Below are 17,354 nucleotides of genomic sequence, written 5' to 3' on the forward strand. Positions count from 1 at the left end.
GAGTTCACAACAGTTAGTCAAGCACGACCAGTTGAGCAAGAGCATCATTATGGTTATTAGCCTTTTCCCTTTGAACTAATGAAAGTCATAGTCTGAAAAAGGCTGGTGCCAAAAAAACTCAAGCCTTAAAAACGGCAAGAGTTAAATTGCACAAGAACTTCTTCACAAATCTAGCTGATTGACTTCAGCACCTGCCTAGCCCAGTTGACGCTGGCGTTGGCCGCATAATTGACGCCAGATCCGATTGGATCGTAGAAATCAACAGCTCCAATTATCTTGTTGGCCGACAGTTTGCTAATCATCTCCTGAAAAACTATCCCCATAAGGCCCTCATGAGTGCAGAAAAGAGCTATCTTCTTTTCAGAGAGATTTGCTTCTTTTAAAAAGCTCTCCATCGGTGGTGCGTAGCTCATCGCCCAGACAGGCGAACCAAGGAATATCAGGTCATATTGATTCGGATCGATCGAATAGGGTTCAAGCTCAGGCACGGGATCCATGCTGACGCTTTTGCCTTCCCAGATATACCTGACCTTTCTTCCGCCCTTCTTCTCTATAGGTCTTAGCTCTAGCAAATCTGCATTCGTTTCGTTGGCTATAGACTCTGCAATCGATTTAGTACTCTCATCGTGAGAGTAATAGACAACGAGAATCTTCTTATCATCTTCATTAAACATAAATCTTACCTCCTATATCCGACTATTATTCTCGTTATTATTCTCTCACATATTTCCTTTTCTTCCAAGTGGTTTCCTTTCTCTTTCGAATACTACTCTTGGGTGAATCTCATTTCCGCGTACTTAGTTTTGAAACCCATCTTCTCATAAAGGAATCTTGCAGGATTATTCTGCTCGACATGCAAGGCGATATCTCCGTTGCATAATCTCTTTATCTGTTTGATGAGCTTCTTTCCGATGCCGGTACCTCTCGCCGTTTTGTCGACAGCAATATAGACCAATATGTGTTCAGGAATGTACCCCTTCATTCCTGTATCGTTGATAACCGAAACACCGAGAACCTTTTCGCCCTCCATGGCCGCCAAAACAAATCCGCCTTTTCCTTCTTCGTTAGAGAAGGCGTAATCTATGGATCTTCTTATGGCCTGTCTATCGTCACCGTACTCTTCCAAATGCTTGTGAAGGAATTCGACGATCCTGCCTATTCCTATATCACTCTCAACTTTCTCTAGATTCTTAAATCGTTTGATCGTTATTTTGTCGGTTTTTGTTAGCAACTTCAAAGAACCACCTCCGTGTGAAATAGCTATTCGTTTGTATAACCAAAATCATTATAACATCGTCAATTGTTAACGTGTGTAAAGTCCTATTATGAGGATTTCCGTTATCCGGAGTGATGAGCAGTTATCCCTAGACGTGTAAGATGTTGTTCATATTGACTAGAATACCAACCAATAACAACTCCCATCGGGCCTTCGATCGATCAAACCGTATTCAATCAGATATCTCCTAAGAAGAGCGTAGTCATCATGGAACTTTCTCAGATTCTCATTTGTCTGTTCTTCGGTATACTTCACACCTGGCTTGAAGACTTTAGCAATCTCTCTCAGGACAATCACTCTGTCCTTTTCTCTCTTTGGAAATCTCGCCAATTTCCGGTCTTCACCGAAGAATCTCGCCACTCTTTCATTGCGCTCGGCCTCGGTCACAGCATATCGTTCATCGATCATGGTGGCGTTTCTATGTACGTCAACAATTCTGTCTTCCTTGCCGACGCTTCTTTCCATCATAAGATGGAGTACAAGGAAGATTTTTGCCTGCCTTGCCTTTTCCTTCAACCTGAAGCGATAATTCCTAACAGTTGACTGACTAAGGCTTAGTTCTCTTGCGATCTCCTTATCACTCATGCCCTTGTAGAATAGCCGCATCAAGGTCTGTTGTTGTTCAGATAGGCCTGTGTACTTGCGATCGAGTTCCAATAGGGTATTAAAGGCCGACCCGTGGCAGGAAGAAATATGTTCATTTACTGCCTTCTCGGCATCCATCAACAGATCGTTACTGCTTTTGAAGACAATACCCTTTTCGAAGGTCTTCCCACAAGCAAGACAAACAAATGAATCGTTAAGGAGTTTGTAGCCGGCTTCAAGTTCTTCAATGCTGCTATCCCAGAAAAGCTCCGATGACTCCATTATCTCACCTCCCGAATAAGAGTATAAGAGAAAAACAAGGTTTTGCAAACAATGTAGAGCAATGTTTACTTATATATAGACAAAAGAAGGATTAGCAAATGTAATGGGTAATCATCTGGAGATGACTGACTGTGATCTGGTCGTTCACTCTACCTCGGTGAAAGTACTCAGATCTCTACAGACAGCACTTCCTTGCTATATGTTGTGGTGAAACCAGCATCTTCGTAGATGCGTTTTGCCGCGAGACGGTCAGAAGTAACAGAGAGCAACGCCTTCCTTTTCCCGGCCTTCCGGAGATAGTCAAGGGCATTAGAGACCAGTGCCCGCGCGAGACGCTTTCCTCTCCATTTTTCAACGACAAAGATCTCTTCCGTGAAGCAGTATTCGTTGTTCAGTCTGTCAGGATAGATCATCACACTGCCTGCAATTGAGCTTTTGGCGTCCAGTGCTGCAAGGATCACTCCCTCTTTCTTCCAGTAAGGTCTGTTGAAGAAGTAGTGGAGATACTTGTACTCGAGCGGCGAGTCAGGGAAACACGATTGCTCTGCACGTAGATAATTGATAATCTCAGGTTCCTTTCTGGGCCTAAGTCTTGACATTGATAGACCTTCGGGAAGTGGATAAGAAATGACTTCATCCTTCAAGTCTCTTTCCATGTAATTGAAATCTTTCCATCGACTGAACCCCAAAGACGAGAAGAAATCTCTCTTTGTCTTTTCGCTTTCGGCAATCCTTACACAGATTCTAGTTCCAGCTGCAGGGAAAAAAGAGTTTGTGGATTCGGAGATCAAAGGGAGTGAAGCCTCGAAGAGAAGTGACATCAAGTTGGTAGCGGGAGAGTCGGCTACATTTATGTCGAGCCATATGTGATGAAAGTGAACTCTTGAGAAGTTCTGTCGGGAAAGAAACCTGGAGAAACCGAGCACTCTTCTTTCGTTTATGGCCAAAAGAATGTTTCCTCTCCCATTTAACAAGGGGTTCTTGAGATCATCCGCGGTGAACCTCTCCGCATAGGGGTGATCTTTCTCGTAACTGCTCTGAATGGCTAACATTTGATCTGTGTATTCTTTAGAGTAGCCGACTATTCTCACAAAATCGCCTCCGTGAAACCGAGAAGCATTCGCCGCTTCATAGGATTCTGATAATCACCACTTACATTATAAGTATATTGGAATTTGAATTCGTGCTCAGCTTAATTCATCATAGTTCATCTTCTCGAGAACCAGTCGGATAACTCTGAGGTAAAAGTGGCATAATATATAAATAATAGAATCTATTAGAGTCTTTCAAGTACACCAAAGCAGATAAAGATGACAGGGTGTGATGAGATGAAGGGAAACGGAGGCTCTAGTAGATTTGCTAGTATTCTGATGCCCGGAGGTGGACCTCTTATGTTCTTTGGTAAGAAAGAAGTGGCGATTATTCAGCTTTTTCATGAGCATCTGGATTTCATCTCAAGAACTCTGGAAAACCTTGAAAAGGTATTCATTTCCATCCAGAATGATGACCTATCTTCTGTGGAGATCTATTCGGAAGAGGTACGAAAAATGGAATCGGCCGCCGATGCAAAGAGACGCGAGATGGAAAACGCGATGTATCAGGGTGCTTTTCTTCCAAACTTCCGCGGAGATTTTCTTGGTCTGGCGGAATCCTTCGATAAGGTGGCCAATGAAGCAGAGAATGTCGTTGACCAGATTGAGCTGCAGCGTCTTGTGATCCCGGCAGAACTGAAGGCCGATCTTCTGAAACAGTTACAGCTTGCTGTTGAGACATATGAGACATCAAAGGAAGCGGCTATCAATCTCTTTCAAGAGCTAAGCATTGCCGAAGAGAAAATCAAGGAGACTGAACGACTCGAAAACATTGAAGACAGTCACGAGCGAGCTCTAGTCAAGAAGATCTTCGAGATGAATTTGTCCCTCGCAGAGAAGAGGCAGCTCCGGGAACTTGTTCTATCAATAGGTGATATTGCGAATCTCTCTGAAGACTGTTCCGACAGAATGGAAATTATCGTGCTCAAGAGAAGGGTTTGATCAAAAGAGAGCTCTGATAGCGTTAATCGAAAGGTACAGCCCAACTGAAACTAGTCCAGCGATCAAAGGGGTCTGTAGCCAACCAAGAACGATGTTTCGAAGGATTTTGTAGTTGATGTTTGTCGAGCCTCTTGCCAGTCCAGCACCAATTACTGCACCAACGATTGCCTGTGAAGTTGAAACAGGGACTCCAATTAAAGCGTAGATCCATACCGTAATTGCCTGGGCGAGAACAGCTATTACGGCCGAGAAGTGATCTAGCTGGATAATCTGCTTTCCAACAGTGTACATGACCCTCTTGCTGAAAGTCAACACGCCTAGGCCGATGCTCAATCCGCCTACGAGAGCGGCGACTTCCAGGGGTATGATTCCGGCATACGGTCCAGTAACATTTGCAACATTGTTGGCGCCCAGAGCGTAAGAGCCATACGCGCCAATGATCAAAGCTCCTACCTTCAGAGACAAGTCCTGGGCCTGGATAGTCTTTATTCTTCGAAAGAATACCGCCGAAATCTTATAAAGGAAGAACGCACCTGCAGCGGCTCCTATGGGTGTTGTTACCCAGCAAGTGACCACCTTTGTCAGTACTGACCAGTCTACAGTGGAATTCAGAATTCCGATTCCGAGAATCGCTCCCATCATTGCCTGAGATGAAGAAGAAGGAATTCCCAAATATGTCATTACAATCATGGAAAGAGCGGCTCCTATGGTACTTATTGAAGCAGTAAGAAGCGTCTGGGTGCTTACACTCGAGATCGCTTCAAGACCTCGGGAACCCTCAAGCAGTGAACCGATTAGTATGAATATCGCCGACAACACGACCGCAACACGATATTTCACAAGTCCCGAAGTAACCGCCGTACCGTATACATTTGCAGCGTCGTTTGCCCCTAATGCCCAGCCAAAAACAACTGCCGGAATTATCGCAAAGAACATGTTAGCCTCCATAGGGAGAAAGAAAAGTTGATAGATTATATCACGGTATTACATAGATTCGAAGCCATCTTTGAGAGATCGGGCAGAAAGAGACGAAGGTAGCAGAAACTGAAGGGAAATCCATTGGAGAATAGGCGGAATTCAGAACTCGATGAATAAGATCTCGGGAGGACTTGCCAGTCTTCCGGGAAACCAGCCGCCTATACCTCTAGTAACGAAAATCTTTGTTCCGTTTGTTTCGTAAAGCCCGCGATAGTAATCGCCACTAAAACCTCTAGAGCTCTTCAGGATGATTTCTGTAAGCCAGGGTATGTAGAATTGACCCCCGTGAGTGTGTCCTGCCAGCACAAGATCGAATTTTTCAAGAATGTCAGGATGTTCTTCGAGCATATTAGGTGCATGGACCATGAGTATCTTCAGATCATACTCATCATCAGGAAGGAACTTAGTCCACGAGAAGTAATGATGGGACGGAGTGCCCGTCAATCCCAGCTTTTTTCCTGCAATTTGAATCACAGTCGAGCGGGTATGAATCACGTTTATCCCCAGCTCCTCGTAGATCTTCCCCATGACATCTGTCTCGGATTCCTCCCAGTTTCCATATACGGCATAAACGGGCGCTATTCTGACTAGTTGCGAAAAGTAATTCTTCATAAACTCCATATCTGTATAAGGAGACAAAACATCGCCCCCAAACAGAATCAGATCTACACCTTCGTCGACGAGCCTTTCAAGAAGATGATCGTGAATGGGTTTCTTCATCCAAATGTGAATATCGGCAAAGAAGGCAATTTTCGCCGAAGGTTCTTCCGAGAACGTAAGCCTTTCGATCGTCAGAATGTTTGGTTCTATCAAAAAAACGTAGGCGATTATGCCGGCAACAATTAACCAGATCTTCCAATGCTTCAAAAAACCATTCCCTCATAAAGTTGTGTCATGCGAACCGATTCTACATGATTATTCAGCAGTCGGTTCAGGCAGTCACTAAAATAACCGTGATTTCTTCTTTACAAGCACCCTACCTTTCCATTTCGTAGCTCCACAAAGGTGAGCAACTATCGAATGGAATCCGATAATTGATGAGACGAGTGTGATCAGCGGATACAGAATAATCACCAGGGGTCTGAGTGAAAACTTCACGCTGGCGAGAAGCCACATACCGAATGAGAGTGTCAGACTAATCAGAGACAGAATCCCGGCGGACTCTGGAACGGCGGCTCCAAGAATGAATAGTAAAGCTACAGTGAGAGGAAAGAAATCCAAAGTAAGCATCCAACCCCAAACAAAGGCAGCGGGGACTATTCTGTAGTCAAACAGGGAGAAGTAATTCTTGAGAAAGCCCAAATATGCGGCTTTGAATCCATCGTACATCTTGCACTCTACAAGATCTGAAGCATCGTACAGTCTCCACTTCATCCCAGCCTTCTTTATCAGCCTGCCAAGAGAGATATCATCGACCCCGTGGTCCTTCACGGCCTCATGGCCTCCGATTGAGAGATAGGATAGCCTCCTGAACATCATGAACTGACCGCTGGCTGCCGCGAGTGATTTGCACCTCTTGCCATACGTGATAATGAGTGGAAAGATCGAGAAGACACTGTGAATCATAAATGGTATAGTTATCAACTCACCCAGCGTGTCGGTCTTCTCCTTAACCACGGCCGTCAACAGATCTGTTTTTTCTCTAATCATGACGCTTACAGCGTGTGAAATTGTGGGGGAAGCGTGAACGGTATCGGCATCTGTGAAAAGGAGGATCTCTCCCTTCGCTTCTCTTGCAAGCTGGTGGCATGCCCAGTGCTTCCCAAGCCATCCTTCTGGCAAAGCTTCTCCCTTAATTACTCTGAGGTTGTTAAACTCACTTCTCATTGATTCAAGGATTTGGAGTGTTGCGTCGGATGAGCTATCGTCGAGTACGATTAGTTCGAGATTGCGGTAATCTTGATGGAGAAGGGAGTAAACGCACCTCGAGATGTTTTTCTCTTCGTTTCTGGCAGGAATCAGTACTGAAACCAGAGGGCCATGCAGAACCCTTTCGAAACGGCTGATCTTTTTCATCAGAATCGCGTTAGAGATTGAAATTAAAAACATCATACCTAGGAAGAGAGCAACTGAAACTGACTGGGAGAGAAGAGAGGTCATTTTTCCTTCCTCCGAAACCTGAATGCTATGGGAAAAGCAAGCTGATCCCTGTGTTTGAAAGCAAGGATTGTTGTGTTTATTGTCCAAATTGAGATAGCAATAACGTCCTTCTGAACGACGAGAAAGATCAGGAGGCCGCACATGCTAAGAATTACCTTCCAGCCATCGGTCCTGGGATTAATGACGAACGAGAATAACAACATAAACGCTCCGATTATTGAAGGTCCGACCCATTGGGTTACACCTGACCAGATGCCGAAAGAGACCGCTACAGCCTTACCTCCATTCATTCGCAGAAAGGGTGAAAAGGCGTGACCCAGAACCGGAGAGACTGCGACGGGTACTATCTCCCAGCCGGAAATTCCTCCAATCGAAAGGGCGAGCAGCACGGGAAGATACCCCTTGAAGTAGTCGAGCGCCATCGCTAACAACCCAAGTGCTAGTCCTGCTCCCCTTATCACATTGGAACATCCCGGGTTGCCGTCGCCAATCTCCCTGATCTTCTTACCGGTCGTCTTCTCATAAATCATTTTAGAAAACATTATTGAGCCTGAAAAAAAGCCAATGAGAGTCCACAGGATGAACATCAAATCTTCCTCCGGCATAGAGCATATTACTTTCCTCATCTAAATGCCCCGAATGCTTGACGAGGAGGGATCTCTCCTCTTGTTGACTGTCCAAACTTCTTTCCGAGCTACGATTTCGCTTATTACTTGGTATCTTCTTCCAAACAACTTACAAAGGAGAGAGCCACTTGTATGTCGACTGAGCCCAGGATTCACGATATCAACTCTCTGCTTCTATTGAACCATGAGAAGTCAATTATACATAGCAAACCGGGCAAAGCGCTTCTTCTTGAGAGCGAATAGCTTGATTTCTGCAAGACCTGAAGTAAATGATAAAATCTCATCGAATATCGGAAAGGATGGTAAAGATGAAGAGAATTCTATCCGTGTTTCTCCTCTTGTTCTCATTAGCACTGCCACTTCTCGCACATAGTTTGGAGGATGTATCTGTAAAGGAGTGGAGGCAGGACATCGGGTTTCTCGAAGAGAAACTGTCGAGCACTCACCCTAATCCCTATTTCAAGACGGATGAGGGTACGTTCAGACAGCTTCTGCGAAGTCTGGAACGCGATCTGGAGAATCTGTCGTCCAGCGAGATCTACACAAGGCTTACAGAAATCGTCGCATCGATTGGAGACGGCCACACTGCGATCTATCCCGATAGCAGGCTTGCCGTGTATCCAATTTACACTTACTGGTTTACTGACGGGCTTTATATAGTCGCCACATCTGAAAGCGAAAAGCACCTGCTGAACTGCAGAGTAGTTGAGATTGCAGGCCTGGAAGTCGAAGATGTCTTTGAACGGTTGAGAAAGGTTGTATCATTCGACAATGAATGGGGATTTCTCCAATCTCACTCTGACTATTTGAATAAAGAAGAGATTATGAAGGGCCTGGGGATGGTTGACATGGATGGAAATCTTCTTCTTAAGGTCGAAAAGGAAGGAAAGATAATTGAAGCCTCCGTAAAGCCTCAAAGAGAAGTATTTCATTGGTTACAGAAGAGAGCGGATGAGATAGACAGAACCTATCAAGGAAGGAAGTACTGGTATCAGTACTACCCTGATTCCAGGATCTTGCATTTTCATTATGCTTCATGTGGTTCGGAAAAAGGAAACCCGTTCATACTGTTTAATTGTAGAATGTTTCTATTCACCTGGACGAACCCAGTAAGCAAATTCGTCCTTGATCTCAGGGGAAATGGAGGAGGCAGCTCTGTCGTTCTGGCTCCTTTCATTCTTAGAATGATGTTTGATTGGAGGTTAAACAAAACGGGAAAGCTCTTTGTTCTAATCGATCGCGGAACCTTCTCTTCGGCAGTTCTCAATGCCATTTCCATGAGAAAACGCACAAACGCGATCTTTGTGGGTGAACCGACCGGTGGCAGTCCGAGGCACTATGGTGAAGTAGAGAAATTTCAGCTGCCTAACTCGGGAATTTCCGTAAGTTGTTCAACCACTTATTGGAAGACTACATCCGATACATCGGAAGCTTTTATGCCGGACATATTGGCGGTGAGATCCTTCCAGGACTATTACGAAATGCGCGATCTAGCCTTTGAAGCCGTTATGACCTATGGATGGGAAGGGGAGGAATAGATGTTAACTCTGTTTAAGAACGTTGAAGTATTTGCTCCAGAACCTCTCGGAAGGAAAGACATTCTGATTTCTGGAGAGAGGATTGTCGAAATCGATGAAGGGATCGACGAATCGGCCGTTCGGTCGCTCAGGGGAGATGTATTCGACCTAGGTGAGGCGTATGCGATTCCCGGATTTGTTGACGGGCACGTGCATCTAATCGGGGGAGGCGGAGAAGGAGGCTTTTCAACAAGAACTCCTGAAGGTTCTTCGCATCAATTCGCCGAAGTCGGTACCACGACAGTTGTTGGAATGTTGGGCACCGATGGTGTTACCAGAGATCACGCTTCTTTGCTTGCAAAGGTTAGGGACTTCCGAAACTCGGGGATAGATTCTTACATGCTGACAGGCTCTTACAGATACCCTTTGAAGACGCTTACGGGGGATGTCATGAGGGATATTGTATTCATTCCCGAGATAATCGGCGTGGGCGAGGTTGCCGTCTCGGATCATAGAAGCAGTAACCTTAGTTCCACAGAGCTTCAGAGATTTGCTATGGACGCGCGTGTGGCCGGAATGCTTTCCGGCAAGGCTGGAGTGACCGTGCTGCATCTTGGAGATGGACAGGAGAAGCTTAAACCTCTTTATGAAGCAGTTGCCGACGGTACTCTCAATCCACGACAGATTATCCCTACACACATCTGTCGATCGGAGGAACTCCTAAGTCAGGGCATCGACTGGGTGAGCAACAAGGGCGGATATATTGACATCACTGCAGATGAACAAAGCACACACCTGGTTCTGAAAGACATCTACAGCAAGAAGATCAGATTCGACAGGATCTGTGTCTCTTCTGACGGCCTCGGTTCTCTTCCCAGATTCGATGATGAAAAGAACCTGGTCGGGATAAGGCCGGCACCGGTCGATACTCTTCTTAAAACCTTCACAAGATTGGTCAAAGGCAGAGGTCTTCCGATACATGAAGCTCTGAAGCCTTTTACGGCAAACCCGGCTGCGTTCTATCATCTGCAGAGAAACGGAATTGGGCTGCTCAAGAGGGGAGGCTCTGCAAACATCTTATTCATTGATCGGGATTTCCAGATAGTCGAAGTGATTTCCAGTGGAAGATCAATTTTGGAAAAAAGGCGATGATCGGTGTGAAACTATGTGCAGTTTATTACAGTAGATCTGGTTCGACAAAGGAAATTGCGGAAAGCTTTTCCGATTCTATTGGTGCAGAACTCTTCAAACTTGAAGACAAAAAGCCCTTGAAATCGATATCCGGTCTCTATGCGCTGCTTGGCCTCGGAAGTCCGTTGAAGGAACCGCTTCCAGATATCGGCAGTTTCGAATTCCTGGTGCTGTTGACTCCAATTTACGCCTGGCATCCTTCGCCTCAGATGAATACTTTCGTGAACAATGCCGATCTGAAAGGCAAGAGCGTGTTTCTAGTAGGTGTAGGAGCAGGTGAGACAAATGAGAAAGCTCTAAAGAGATTCTCCGCAAAAGCCGAAAAGGCCGGCGCGAAAGTAGTCGGGACGAAAAACTTCAAAGGATTGCAGATTAAACAGGATTTGAAGGAGGTCAAATCGAATCTTATAGAAAGCGGGAAACAATTAGCCGGAATCATCGAAAGACTTGTCCAATAGACCTAAATAGACCTAGTAGAGATGTTCGAAGAGGATCTTTAGTCCAATCGAGATTAGCACAATTCCTCCGGTTGCTTCCATCAACTTGCCGAATTTCTGACCCAGTCTCTGTCCGCCCGTTACACCTAGAGCGGAGAGCGTTGCAGTTATCAATCCCGTCATCATAGCAGTGAGGATGATTGGTTTTCCAAGGAATGCGTATGCACTCCCTACAGCCAGTGCATCTATAGAGGTAGCTATCGAAAGTAAGATGAGCGTAAGGCCTCTGGTTCGATCCTTGCATGAGACTTCTTCTTTCCTGTCAAGAGATTCGAGCAGCATCTTTCCGCCGATACTTCCAAGAAGAATGAAGGCAATCCAGTGATCGAAATCCATTATATAGTCTCGAAAGCTTGCTGCGAGGAAGTATCCGATGATCGGCATTCCAAACTGGAACAGTCCAAAATGAAATGCTACCCTGAAAACATGTCTGCGGGTTACATCCTCCAGAGAGATTCCAGCACATATTGAAACGGCAAATGCGTCCAGTGCTAGACCGGTTGCGACGAGCAGGTTCTCCATCTGAAGCTCCTGGTGTGAGATACCTAGATGGTAACACACCGAGAGACGAGAAGTCTTCAGAAAGAAGCAAAAGCATACTCACTACTGCTTTCAATCATGCGGAAACCGGTTTTCCTCTCGGCGTTTCATTCACTTCACCGGTCTTTCAGCAGAGGTCCTCTGGAGACAGAGAACGTGTGCTCTCCACCACCAGATTGTCTGACGATTCTCAAGAACCACTCTGCTCCTTCTGCGAAATTTGATAGCTTATATTCTGTGAACCGCTATAACTGACTCAATAAGCGTACCGGTATGGGTAGCGGCAGACCGGGTGGAGCCGGCAGCGGGGAAATTCTGGACGAGAGTCACCCGCGTCACGTCCGAAGCCTGCATCGTTTTGATCGCTTATGCTACGTAAAGTTCGTACAATCCTTCTCCGGAGGACGATACTCTGCCTTGAACCTGCTGTTGTTATAGAGCATCTTGATAAAGACGCCCCTTTGCTCGAAAAGCGTGGTTGGTCATGACAAGGAAGAATCGAGACTCTCAATCAAGTACAGGGTGTTATTCGCCACCGAGAGTGTGGCCGCCACCTTTGAGCGGCCTCCGAAGTCAACCAGCCAGTTCAATCATCCTAGTTGTTCAGAGGTTGATGGCTTTTGGCCTTCGGGTAGAACGATTTTTGTGATCTTCGTGTGAGTAATTGCTCCGTCACTGAAAGATCCTGGAATTCTTTAGAGGGCTTCCCGTGAGATTCGAGAAATACTGTTTGAAACATCATCTGTGAGAAAACCAGTAGAAATACTCCTCCATCATCTGCTAAGCAGGTCCTTCTCAGTTTTCCAGAAATCATTTTCAGAACTGTGAACTGAAAATCCATTTATCTGTCCTTCCATAGTTCTGAAAAGTGAATCTGTTTCACGATCCCGCTGAGCAGAATTCCAGGCTAACTCACCCGGAAGCAGGAATTTCAGTTCCGTTGATGCCTGTGAAAAGAAGTCTTGTTCTTCCCCGAGCTTTTCGACATATTCCCAGTGAATTCTGTACAGTGAAGCAAGGGCAGAAGGGGGAACAAATTCTACTCTCGATATTCTAGCGTTTCCACTGCCGTCAATTACTATAGTGTCTTCTCTTTCATACTCCATGGAAATTGCGCTGCAAGCCACAAGGAGTAAAAACAGAACAATAAGAAATTGCTTCATATCGAACCCTCCCAGTCCATTGTCGAGGGAGTGGCTTTGATTGAGGTGGCAAGGGTAATTGGTTCGATAGGAAACTGGCAGTGAGAAGTCGACTCCCCTACGCTTTCATTATATGCTTTTGGAGTCCCAACACAATACGACCGATATGACAATCCAACTGGAACGGACCCTATGTAATCCGTTCGCTCCAGTGGAGTTATCGCAGGACTATTACTTCAATCTTATAGGCCGATAGCTCATATTGCTGAGGAGCGAAAAGCTTCATCTGTATGATGGATCGCCAAATGACCGGGGTGTTATCATTGAAGAAGGGAGTACAATGTGGTTCGTAGGGGTGCAAGGATGGAGCTTGTCTATGGTAAAAGAAACCCGGCAAAAGTGACGAGCACTAAGACGATGCTTGATGGACTGGATCTCCAGATAAAAGACCTGTGTTCACTCGATCATCTTCCGACTGTTGAGGAGTCCGGAATTAGTCCTCTCGAAAATGCCAAAACAAAGGCGGAGGCTTACTATCGCTTAATTGGCAAACCCATCTTTACTTGCGACTCCTGACTTTACATCGAAGGCCTAGATTCTGAACTTCAGCCTGGAGTGAAGATCAGAAGGCTGGGTGACAAGGTTATGAATGACGACGAAATGATCGACTACTACAGTAGGCTTGTAGCCGGACTCGGAGGGCGGACAGTGGCTCATTATAGAAACGCCATCTTTCTTGTCTTGAGCGACGATCGAAAACGCTGGCTGATGGATGACACGATAGAAGAGACGTTTTATCTTGTGAGCAAGCCGCATTCGATAAGAGTTGAAGGGTTCCCTTTGAATTCGCTCTCTGTTGATGTTCAGTCGGGTAAGTACTTTGTTGACCTTACCGACGAAGAAAGGGCCAGTGCTTATAGCTGTCGTAATGGCTTCAGGAATTTCTTCAGCGAAGCAATCCGTTAATATGTTGATGTGCATTCTATAAGAGCAATATCGTATCCCGCAGCTCATGAAATGCTATTAAGCAGCAAGGCAATAAAGGGAGGACAAAATGGCTTACAAGACAATTAATGGAACTCGACTTTACTACGAGATTAGAGGCAATGAAGGAGGAAGCGAGACGGTCGCCTTTTTCAATGGAGTCATGGCTTCGACGAACAGCTGGTCGCTGCAAACAGGTGTCTTTGAGAGATTTGGGTACAAGATTCTCCTTCACGATTTCAAGGGCCAGCTTCTTTCGGAAAAACCGGCTGGGCCTTACACGTTCAGTGAGCATGCTGAAGAGGCTTTGCTTCTAATGAAGGAACTGGATATTGACAAAGTGCACATAATCGGTACTTCTTACGGAGGCGAAGTAGCTCTAAGATTTGCCATTGATTTTCCTGAGATGGTTAAGTCAATTTCAATCATTGATTCGGTGAGTGAGCTCGACGAGGTTCTAAAGCTTTTTATCCGCAATTGGAAAGAAGCAGCTGGCAAAGGTGACCCTGTGAAATTCTTCTGGAATATGGTGCCGACAATCTACAGCAATTCCTTCATCAAGAGCAATATCAAGATGCTTGAAGAGCGAGCGAATGCATTGAAAAGGGTATCAGAGGACTACTTCGAGGGCCAGATAACTCTATATGATACGTTCTTGAGCGACGTGTACATGAGCGATTCGCTTGGAAGAATCAGCTGCCCAACGCTTCTAGTCTGTGGCGAAGAAGATATTCTGAAGCCCAGGAAGTTTTCGAAAATCATGGCGGACAGGATCCAGAGATCGGAATTCGCTGTTATTCCTGATTGTGGTCACGTGACAATATTTGAAAAGCCAGACGTACTGAACAGCCTGCTTCTAGGCTTCATTATGAAGAACTCAGATCTTGAAGCTTAATTAGTTTTATGACCGTTATCAGTTAAGAGCTTCTTCTTTGAAATAGCTTGAAAAGCTCCATCACTACCAACAGAGGCGCTGCACATGCCAGCAAAATCAGCCACTGGGAGATCGAAACAGGAGAAACACCGAGCAAGTTCTGGAATAAGGAAGTGTTCATTGCAATCAGGTGGAGGCCGTGTGCTGCAATAACTCCAAAAACCAGAATGTAGTTTCTCCTAAGGGGTACTCTGAAGGCCGACTCTGTTTCTGATCTGCAATTGAAAACATGAACATTTTGCATAAGGACAAACAGAAGAAGAAGTAGATTTCTTGCGGAGTCCTCTTCCATTCCGGAACCCAGAAGCACCATCCAGGCAACAAATGCAACAAGCCCCATTGAGAACCCTGACAAGAGTGTCTCTCCAATCATCAATCTGTCGAAGATCCCCTGGTCTGTTCTTCTTGGGGGATTCTTCATCACCCCGGGTTCGCCTTTCTCGAAGGCAAGGGCAACGTCTTGTATTCCATTCGTGACAAGGTTTAGCCAGAGAATCTGAACCGCAACTAAAGGGAGAGGAACATTGAAGATCACCGCGAGAACAAATAGCAGAAGTTCAGCGGCGCCAGTCGATATCAATAAGTAGATCACTTTGCGAACGTTTGCAAACGCGAACCTACCCTCCTCTATTCCCGATACTATCGAAGCAAAATTATCATCTGTGATGATTATCGAACCGGTATCTTTGGCAACATCTGTACCCGAGCCCATTGCTACACCAATGTTTGCCCTTTGCAGTGCAGGAGCGTCATTCACACCATCACCCGTAACTGCTACGAAGTGGCCTTCTCTCTTCAGTGCTTCAACGATATGAAGCTTCTGGACTGGAGACACTCTTGCAAAGACATTAGAAGAAAGGCATAGGTTGGCAAATTCTTTGCTTTCGTGGTCGCCAGCGCTCTCGAGGTCTTTGCCCGTAACTACTTTGTCGTTCTTTCCTATGATTTCGAGTTCTTCTGCAATTGCTTTGGCCGTAGACGGGTGATCTCCAGTTATCATAATGACTTTGACTCCAGCATCCTGGCTTTCTCTGACCGCACCTTTGACTTCCGGCCTCAGCGGATCTATGAATCCGACTAGTCCGATGAACACAAGGTCGTTAATCTCATCAATCTCAATATCATCACGGTCTACTTCACCTGAAGCGAAGGCGAGCACTCTGTAGCCGCCTTCAGCCAACGAAAGCGCTTTAGCCTCAATTTCTTTGCTGTCGAGCTCATTGGTGCTACCATCATCATTCAACACAGTTTTGCATCTCGAAAGGATCGTCTCGACCGCTCCCTTCATAGCACATATCTTTTTTCCCTGGTATTCATAAATGGCTGCAGAGTATCTCTTCTCCGATTCGTATGGAACTTCTCTCAATATCCGAGTCTCTTCACGAAGCGACTTCGGTGAAAGACCCGATTTGTAGGCCATTGAGAGAAGAGCAACGTCCATTGCGTCACCACTTTGATGCCACTGGTCGTTCTCCTTTTCGAGAACACCTTCATTGGCTATAACGGAAATCTTTATTAGTTCTTTCAGAGCTTCGGGAATCTCATGTTCGATTCCTTGAAACTCTCCTTTGTCGTTATATCCTTCACCACTTATTTCATAGTCCTTTCCAGAAGCTAGTCTTACAATTCTTGCAGTCTGCTGGTTAACTGTGAGTGTTCCGGTTTTGTCACTGGCGATGACGGTGCAACTTCCGAGACTCTCAACTGCTTCGAGCTTTCTGACAATAACGTTCCTTTTTGCCATCCTGCTCGTTGCGACTGAAAGCGCAACAGTTAGAGCAACGGGAAGCCCCTCGGGGATGGCGGAAACAGAGAGCGCCACGGCGAGAAAGAATACGTCGGAAAGAGGGTATCCTTGCAAGAGTCTGAGCAGAGCGAATCCGGCAGCTGCTATCAGCACAATATATGCAATCTTGCGCGTGAATTCCTCCATCCTAATCACGAGAGGAGCCTTTCCTTGCTCGGATCCAGTTACGACTTCTGCAATCTTTCCAATTTCGGTGCTGTTGCCTGTTGCGACTACGACTCCCTTTGCTCTACCCGTTATCACTGTCGAACCGGCAAATGCCAGGTTCTTTCGATCGCCTATCTCAAGATCTTCGTCGAGTTGATCCGTGTTCTTCTCAACGGTAGTAGATTCGCCTGTTAGAAACGACTCGTCGACAGAAAGATTGTTGGTTTCTATTAACCTGATATCAGCGGATAACCTATCACCCGACTCGGCAAGAACAATGTCTCCAGGCACCAGTTCATTTGAGTTTACCGTTCTCGTCTCCCCATTGCGTATTACTCTTGATTCCACTTTCATGATTTTCAATAGAGCCTCGGCGCTCTTCTCGGCCTTGAATTCTTGAGTTGTTCCGATAATTGCGTTCAGGACAACTACGGCAAGGATAAAGATTGCATCATCGGGTTCACCAATTATCACGGAAATGAATCCGGCAATCAGGAGTATGTAGATCAAAGGGTCCTTGAACTGCGAGAGAATTATCTGGAGGATAGTGACGGGTTTTTTCTTTGGGAGTTCATTTGGACCGAATCTGTTTAACCTCTCTTTGACTTCTTCTGATGAGATTCCCTCCTTCGAGCTATCCAGATTCTGGAGGGTTTCCTCTACCGAAAGCTTATACCACTTTGTGTTTTCAATACTCTTCTGCATTGTTCCCCCC

18 protein-coding genes are annotated in these 17,354 nt (G+C 45.7%); 7 read left to right on the top strand and 11 right to left on the bottom strand.

All coding sequences use genetic code 11. From position 1 onward, the window contains the following. Positions 1 to 170 precede the first annotated feature (170 nt). The 4 genes from B3K91_RS10615 to B3K91_RS10630 all read right to left on the bottom strand — a co-directional run bounded on the left by B3K91_RS10615 (position 171) and on the right by B3K91_RS10630 (position 3,234). Complete coding sequence (locus tag B3K91_RS10615) at positions 171 to 674, bottom strand: flavodoxin family protein (RefSeq protein WP_214060125.1); 504 nt, start codon at positions 672 to 674, stop codon at positions 171 to 173. Between the two features lie 92 nt (positions 675 to 766). Continuing rightward, entirely contained in the window at positions 767 to 1,237 is a 471-nt protein-coding gene (locus tag B3K91_RS10620) for a GNAT family N-acetyltransferase (RefSeq protein WP_214060126.1), read from the bottom strand. A gap of 156 nt (positions 1,238 to 1,393) precedes the next feature. Beyond that, the gene (locus tag B3K91_RS10625; protein ID WP_292595108.1) at positions 1,394 to 2,143 is read right to left on the bottom strand and encodes a DUF2087 domain-containing protein; all 750 of its coding nucleotides are present in this window, start codon (positions 2,141 to 2,143) and stop codon (positions 1,394 to 1,396) included. Positions 2,144 to 2,310: 167 nt separating this feature from the next. After that, the gene (locus tag B3K91_RS10630) at positions 2,311 to 3,234 is read right to left on the bottom strand and encodes a GNAT family N-acetyltransferase (RefSeq protein WP_292595111.1); all 924 of its coding nucleotides are present in this window, start codon (positions 3,232 to 3,234) and stop codon (positions 2,311 to 2,313) included. Between the two features lie 300 nt (positions 3,235 to 3,534). Here B3K91_RS10630 and B3K91_RS10635 point away from each other — a divergent pair, with 300 nt between their 5' ends. After that, the gene (locus tag B3K91_RS10635) at positions 3,535 to 4,176 is read left to right on the top strand and encodes a TIGR00153 family protein (protein ID WP_292589867.1); all 642 of its coding nucleotides are present in this window, start codon (positions 3,535 to 3,537) and stop codon (positions 4,174 to 4,176) included. Here B3K91_RS10635 and B3K91_RS10640 read toward each other — a convergent pair whose 3' ends face one another. From B3K91_RS10640 to B3K91_RS10655, 4 genes are all read right to left on the bottom strand, one after another. Continuing rightward, a complete protein-coding gene (locus B3K91_RS10640) occupies positions 4,177 to 5,112 on the bottom strand; it encodes an inorganic phosphate transporter (protein ID WP_292595114.1) in 936 nt (311 codons plus the stop codon). A 141-nt stretch (positions 5,113 to 5,253) separates the two neighbouring features. Beyond that, positions 5,254 to 6,021, bottom strand: coding sequence for a metallophosphoesterase (locus B3K91_RS10645; RefSeq protein WP_243392204.1), 768 nt, complete (start codon positions 6,019 to 6,021; stop codon positions 5,254 to 5,256). Between the two features lie 75 nt (positions 6,022 to 6,096). Then, positions 6,097 to 7,254 (bottom strand): glycosyltransferase, encoded by a 1,158-nt coding sequence (locus B3K91_RS10650; RefSeq protein WP_292595118.1) that lies wholly within the window; start codon positions 7,252 to 7,254, stop codon positions 6,097 to 6,099. Then, positions 7,251 to 7,841 carry a glycerol-3-phosphate acyltransferase gene (locus B3K91_RS10655; RefSeq protein ID WP_292595121.1) on the bottom strand — a complete coding sequence of 197 codons (591 nt, stop codon included), beginning with the start codon at positions 7,839 to 7,841 and terminating at the stop codon, positions 7,251 to 7,253. Before B3K91_RS10655 ends, B3K91_RS10650 begins: the two co-directional genes overlap by 4 nt. Before the next feature lie 347 nt (positions 7,842 to 8,188). On the opposite strand from B3K91_RS10655, the gene B3K91_RS10660 reads away from it, so the two are divergent. Genes B3K91_RS10660 through B3K91_RS10670 form a run of 3 tightly spaced genes read left to right on the top strand, consistent with a single transcriptional unit; the run spans position 8,189 to position 11,046 of the window. Next, positions 8,189 to 9,418: a S41 family peptidase gene (locus B3K91_RS10660; protein ID WP_292595123.1), complete on the top strand. Its 1,230-nt coding sequence runs from the start codon at positions 8,189 to 8,191 to the stop codon at positions 9,416 to 9,418. Next, complete coding sequence (iadA, locus tag B3K91_RS10665) at positions 9,419 to 10,549, top strand: beta-aspartyl-peptidase (RefSeq protein WP_292589861.1); 1,131 nt, start codon at positions 9,419 to 9,421, stop codon at positions 10,547 to 10,549. Positions 10,550 to 10,554: 5 nt separating this feature from the next. Continuing rightward, a complete protein-coding gene (locus B3K91_RS10670) occupies positions 10,555 to 11,046 on the top strand; it encodes a flavodoxin family protein (RefSeq protein ID WP_214079057.1) in 492 nt (163 codons plus the stop codon). A 12-nt stretch (positions 11,047 to 11,058) separates the two neighbouring features. On the opposite strand, the gene B3K91_RS10675 is transcribed toward B3K91_RS10670, so the two are convergent. Both B3K91_RS10675 and B3K91_RS10680 read right to left on the bottom strand, forming a co-directional pair. Further along, entirely contained in the window at positions 11,059 to 11,607 is a 549-nt protein-coding gene (locus B3K91_RS10675) for a manganese efflux pump MntP family protein (RefSeq protein WP_214079058.1), read from the bottom strand. Between the two features lie 791 nt (positions 11,608 to 12,398). Continuing rightward, entirely contained in the window at positions 12,399 to 12,788 is a 390-nt protein-coding gene (locus B3K91_RS10680; RefSeq protein ID WP_292595126.1) for a hypothetical protein, read from the bottom strand. Positions 12,789 to 13,130: 342 nt separating this feature from the next. On the opposite strand from B3K91_RS10680, the gene B3K91_RS10685 reads away from it, so the two are divergent. From B3K91_RS10685 to B3K91_RS10695, 3 genes are all read left to right on the top strand, one after another. Beyond that, on the top strand, positions 13,131 to 13,343 hold the full coding sequence (locus B3K91_RS10685; protein WP_292595129.1) for a non-canonical purine NTP pyrophosphatase: 213 nt from the start codon (positions 13,131 to 13,133) through the stop codon (positions 13,341 to 13,343). A gap of 69 nt (positions 13,344 to 13,412) precedes the next feature. Continuing rightward, a complete protein-coding gene (locus B3K91_RS10690) occupies positions 13,413 to 13,733 on the top strand; it encodes a hypothetical protein (RefSeq protein WP_292595131.1) in 321 nt (106 codons plus the stop codon). Between the two features lie 88 nt (positions 13,734 to 13,821). Continuing rightward, positions 13,822 to 14,646 (top strand): alpha/beta fold hydrolase, encoded by an 825-nt coding sequence (locus B3K91_RS10695; RefSeq protein ID WP_292595134.1) that lies wholly within the window; start codon positions 13,822 to 13,824, stop codon positions 14,644 to 14,646. Positions 14,647 to 14,668: 22 nt separating this feature from the next. Here B3K91_RS10695 and B3K91_RS10700 read toward each other — a convergent pair whose 3' ends face one another. Beyond that, on the bottom strand, positions 14,669 to 17,344 hold the full coding sequence (locus tag B3K91_RS10700) for a cation-translocating P-type ATPase (RefSeq protein WP_292595136.1): 2,676 nt from the start codon (positions 17,342 to 17,344) through the stop codon (positions 14,669 to 14,671). Between the last annotated feature and the right edge of the window lie 10 nt (positions 17,345 to 17,354).

It is taken from the genome of Mesotoga sp. UBA5847 (assembly GCF_002432735.1).
GTDB lineage: Bacteria > Thermotogota > Thermotogae > Petrotogales > Kosmotogaceae > Mesotoga.

Coding starts and splice junctions, on each gene's coding strand:
- B3K91_RS10655 (WP_292595121.1), bottom strand. CDS start 7,841: ATGTTCATCCTGTGGACTCTCATTGGCTTTTTTTCAGGCTCAATAATG.
- B3K91_RS10695 (WP_292595134.1), top strand. CDS start 13,822: ATGGCTTACAAGACAATTAATGGAACTCGACTTTACTACGAGATTAGA.
- B3K91_RS10640 (WP_292595114.1), bottom strand. CDS start 5,112: ATGTTCTTTGCGATAATTCCGGCAGTTGTTTTTGGCTGGGCATTAGGG.
- B3K91_RS10700 (WP_292595136.1), bottom strand. CDS start 17,344: ATGCAGAAGAGTATTGAAAACACAAAGTGGTATAAGCTTTCGGTAGAG.
- B3K91_RS10615 (WP_214060125.1), bottom strand. CDS start 674: ATGTTTAATGAAGATGATAAGAAGATTCTCGTTGTCTATTACTCTCAC.
- B3K91_RS10660 (WP_292595123.1), top strand. CDS start 8,189: ATGAAGAGAATTCTATCCGTGTTTCTCCTCTTGTTCTCATTAGCACTG.
- B3K91_RS10650 (WP_292595118.1), bottom strand. CDS start 7,254: ATGACCTCTCTTCTCTCCCAGTCAGTTTCAGTTGCTCTCTTCCTAGGT.
- iadA (WP_292589861.1), top strand. CDS start 9,419: ATGTTAACTCTGTTTAAGAACGTTGAAGTATTTGCTCCAGAACCTCTC.
- B3K91_RS10690 (WP_292595131.1), top strand. CDS start 13,413: ATGAATGACGACGAAATGATCGACTACTACAGTAGGCTTGTAGCCGGA.
- B3K91_RS10635 (WP_292589867.1), top strand. CDS start 3,535: ATGTTCTTTGGTAAGAAAGAAGTGGCGATTATTCAGCTTTTTCATGAG.
- B3K91_RS10625 (WP_292595108.1), bottom strand. CDS start 2,143: ATGGAGTCATCGGAGCTTTTCTGGGATAGCAGCATTGAAGAACTTGAA.
- B3K91_RS10680 (WP_292595126.1), bottom strand. CDS start 12,788: ATGAAGCAATTTCTTATTGTTCTGTTTTTACTCCTTGTGGCTTGCAGC.
- B3K91_RS10675 (WP_214079058.1), bottom strand. CDS start 11,607: ATGGAGAACCTGCTCGTCGCAACCGGTCTAGCACTGGACGCATTTGCC.
- B3K91_RS10685 (WP_292595129.1), top strand. CDS start 13,131: ATGGAGCTTGTCTATGGTAAAAGAAACCCGGCAAAAGTGACGAGCACT.